A 3,954-nucleotide genomic window follows, 5' to 3' on the forward strand; every position below is an offset into this window, starting at 1 on the left:
GGCCGTGTGTGTCCGCGGACAACATCCAAACAGTGTTCACTTCGGGGGAGGTCCGGCGCAGGCTCGACGGCCGTGTTGTCCGCGGACAACACGGGGACCCCGTCGGCGCCCACTCCTGCGCTGCCGCAGGACGAGACCGGCGGTAGGGATGTTGTCCGCGGACAACATCTCGAAAGGCGCGGAGGCGACGCCCTCTGCCGGATCTCCTGCCCAGACGGAGTCAGCAGGGGTGCTGTCCGCGGACAACATCCCTGGGTCGGTGCCGTCCCGCTGAGCCGTGCGCGTCGTCCGGCCCTGAGTCGCGGTTCGGCGTGACAGTGTCCACGGGTGTGGCCTGCTGCCGGTAGCCTCACAGCAGACGAGAGGAGTGCCCCGTGAGCCAGCCTGCGCACGATGGAGTCGAGCTGATTCCCCGGCCTGAGCAGAACCCGGCGGCGTTGAAGGCGGCCTTGGCCGTGGTCGCCCCGGACCGGCTCCCGGAGATGATCGACGGGCAGACCCGCGCGATGGCCGAGGCCATCGCGGCCGGCAGCATCCGGCCGATCCAGGCCTTCGTGACCCACTGGGCAGCCGTCATCGAGATCGAGCGACACCCGGCCGTCGCGCAGGACTACCACCGCTCGAACTACCTGGCCAACCACGCCGACACCGTCGAGGAGTCCCGCCAGCACGCCATCCGTGTGGCCGAGCTCTATCGTGCCGCCTACGCGGCGGTGTCCGGGTGACCTGGAGCTGGGAGTACCTCCCAGACAAGGAACTGGTCACCGGCGGCGCCCCGGCCGAGTTCCTCGCTGCGGTCGAGGACAAGGCCGGCGAGCTCGTCCGCGCGGCCGAGGCGCTCTATCTGGACGGCACCACCTATCAGGGCAGCGGCGAGCCGATGCGCTACCTCGACGTCGCCGGCGGCCTGCTCGCTTACTACGTCGTCCCACGCCTGGAACTCGTCGTCGTCTGCCAGGTCACGCCCCCTCCCACCGGTTGACCGTCTCTTCGACCGTGTCGGCACTGCGGGACTAGCTGTCCCAAAGGGGGATCCCTCGGTGGGCGAGGCGGGGATCGCCGGTGCCTCGCTGGGCGCAGCGTAGGCCGGCCGGGCAGCCTGGACCACTGGCTCGACGGTGGCTGGCAGCGTCAGCGTGGTCGTCCACGATGGTCAGCCCGACAGCAGTCTGACAGTCCGCGGCGGCACGGTCACCGTGTGGTGCGCAGGTGGTCCTGTCGTGCGGTGACGAGGGTTCGCCAGCGGGTGCGGACGGCGTTCTCGCCGTCGAGCCACCGCGCCGGTGAGGGGCTGTCGAGCGGCAGGCCGGCCATGAAGCTGACGATGTCGGCGTAGTAGGCGTAGTCCCCGCGGCGGGTGAGGTCGCGCAGGCGCTCGATCGTGGCGGCCAGGGCGTCGTGGTCGCCGGTGACGGCGTGGTGGAAGGCGATGGCGAGTTCGAGGTTGGGTTGCTGGGCTGCGGCCAGGCCGGCGGTGGTGATGTCGGCGCGCAGTGGGTCCGCGCGTTGCGCTAGGCCGGGGTCGGTGCCCGCGTCGGCGACCAGGTGGGCGATGCGGGTGGTGAGGGTGGTGGCGCGCAGGTCCAAGCCGCTCAGTAGCTGGTCGGCGAGGTCGAGTTCGTCGCTGGCCTGCTCGGGGTCGGTGAAGGCCGTGACGAGGGCGAGCTGGGCCTGGCAGGTGGCGCGCTCTCCGGCCACCGCGTGTTCCTCGGCTTCCAGGCGGGCGGCTTCGTAGGCGGCGGCGGCCTGGTCCATCTCGCCCTGGAGCCACCACAGATCACCCAGGACTCGCTGGTGGCGGCCCTTCCAGCCCAGGGACTGCGCGGTGGCCAGTGCGGTGGGGAAGTCCCCGCTGATGCGGGCCAGGTGGGCGAGGCCTCGCCGGGCGGCCGGGGCCAGGCGGGTGCTGCCGGCGGCGACCTGCCGCATCCCCTCCCGGGAGTCGTTGGTGCGGCCGAGGTCGCGCAGTGCTTTGGCCTGGTAGTAGCGGGCGAGGTCGGTGAGGTCGTCGGGCAGCTGGCGGCTGTTCAGGACTGCGGTGAGCCGGTCGACGGTGTGTTCGCGGTGCTCGTGCTGGCGGCGGGCGAGCGCGCTGAGGGTCTCGACCAGGGCCTGGGCGGGGGTCTGCAGTTCGTCGGCGGCCGCGCCCTGCTGGGCGGGTGGGGCGAGGGGTTCCCAGATGGAGTCGCCGACGTAGGCCCAGGCGGCGTCGGTGAGCCAGCCGAGTTCCAGGTGGTGGTCGCGGGCCAGGGTCAGGCCCTGGCGCAGGCAGCCGATGAGCAGCTGGCGGCTGGGCGCCTGGCTGCTGGTCCACTGCTCGCCGAGCGCGGCGTGGGCGCGCTCGGCGGCGCGGTGCCAGTCCTGTGGTGTCCAGCGGTCGTCGGTTGGGTCGGCCGTGCCGCGGACGGTGGAGCGGATGACCTCGTGCAGGTGGAACGGCCAGAGTGCGAAGTCGTTCTGGCGGACCAGCGGTCGCTCGACCAGGCGCAGGGCGGGCGCTTCGTGGGTCAGTCCGGCTGCCCGGGTCGCCAGGCCGATGTCCCAGGCGTCCAGCAGGGTCACGGCCCGCAGGACCTGACGCTCGTCGGGAGTGAGGTCCTGCAGGGTGCGGGCGACCAGGACGCTGAAGTCGTGGTCGAAGTCCGCGGGCTCGGGTTGCCGTCCGGTGCGGCGGAGCTCCAGGAAGCGCATCGCGGCCAGGTCCAGGAAGAGCGGCAGGCCGTGGGAGCGGGCGGCGATGACGGCCCGGGTCGCGTCGTCGATGAGTGGGCGGCCGTCCTGGGTGAGGCGGTGGGCGAGGTAGTCGTCGCAGTCCTCGGGGGCGAAGTCGCCGATCAGGATCTGCCGCCCGCCTCCCATACCGGTGGGGCCGGCGGCGCTGCGGGCGGGTGGGACCTGGTGGGCGGCCAGGCCGGGCCAGGCCGAGGGTCCGGTGTAGTCGAGCTGGCCCTGGAGGGCGGGGTCGGCCCATTGCAGGCGGCTGCGACCGGTGATGACGAACAGCGCGGTCGGCATCGTCCACACGACGCGCTGGATCAGGCGTTCCAGGTCGCGGCGGGTGCGGTCACCGGTGTCTTCGAAGGTGTCCAGAAAGATCACCGGCACGGTGCGGTGCTTGGCGGGTAGGCGGGCCAGTTCCCAGGCGAGCAGGTGCGGGTAGTAGGAGAGTGCGTCGAGGTCGGCGTCGGCTTCGAGCAGGTCCGCCAGGCGGGTGCAGCCGGCCAGGGCGCGGGCTTTCTGGTGGCGTTGGCGTAGTTCGTGGGCCAGCACGGTGGTCAGGTGGCCGGCGGCCGAGCCGACCCAGCCGGGCAGTGCCAGCTGCTGGGCGACTTCGCCGATCGCGCTCTGGACCTGGCCGGGCAGCATCTTGCCGAACCGGCCGACCAGGCCGGTGCGCTGCAGGTACTCCTCCAGCGGCTCGCCCGGGTGGACGGTGTCCCAGTAGCGCCGTAGGGCGATGTTGAAGGCGGGCATGGGCCGACCGAGATGCTGGGCGAGGGCGAGGCGGATGGTCAGCACGATGCGCTCGAAGTCGGTGCCGGCCGAGCGGGCCAGGTCGATGCGCACCGGCAGGATCCGCGTGCCCGGCCAGGCCTGGGCGCTCCACTGGGTGGGCCGCTGCTCGGCGTCGGCGAGTGCGGCCTCCAGCTTGCGGGACAGCGTGGACTTCCCGATCCCGCCCACGCCGAAGTAGGCGATCACGTTGTGTCGCCCGGCTTCCAGGTCCTGGACGTCGAAGCCGGGCTCGCCGATGCGCTGCAGGTGCTCGCCCAGCACGGTGGTCAGGACCGCCCACTGGTGCTGCCGGTTGGTGAATGCCTCGTCCGCGGTCAGCGAGCGGTCGTTCGTGCCGAACACGGCTCGCAAATCCCGACCTGCCACCGCAACCCCCAAAGATCACTTGACCTGCCATCAACCCTAGGCCCCGCCCGGCCCCGGTGGCGGCGCCTTGCG

At 72.2% G+C, this 3,954-nt stretch carries 3 protein-coding genes; 2 read left to right on the forward strand and 1 reads right to left on the reverse strand.

The window, feature by feature from the left end; all coding sequences use genetic code 11:
• Positions 1 to 374: 374 nt before the first annotated feature.
• Both ACZ38L_RS38725 and ACZ38L_RS38730 read left to right on the forward strand, forming a co-directional pair.
• Positions 375 to 725 (forward strand): hypothetical protein, encoded by a 351-nt coding sequence (locus tag ACZ38L_RS38725; protein WP_465702716.1) that lies wholly within the window; start codon positions 375 to 377, stop codon positions 723 to 725.
• Entirely contained in the window at positions 722 to 982 is a 261-nt protein-coding gene (locus ACZ38L_RS38730) for a hypothetical protein (protein ID WP_465702718.1), read from the forward strand. The genes ACZ38L_RS38725 and ACZ38L_RS38730 overlap by 4 nt, the downstream gene beginning before the upstream one ends.
• A gap of 209 nt (positions 983 to 1,191) precedes the next feature.
• Here ACZ38L_RS38730 and ACZ38L_RS38735 read toward each other — a convergent pair whose 3' ends face one another.
• Complete coding sequence (locus tag ACZ38L_RS38735; RefSeq protein ID WP_465702720.1) at positions 1,192 to 3,858, reverse strand: ATP/GTP-binding protein; 2,667 nt, start codon at positions 3,856 to 3,858, stop codon at positions 1,192 to 1,194.
• Positions 3,859 to 3,954: the final 96 nt, after the last annotated feature.

This window comes from Kitasatospora sp. NPDC024654, assembly GCF_055559155.1.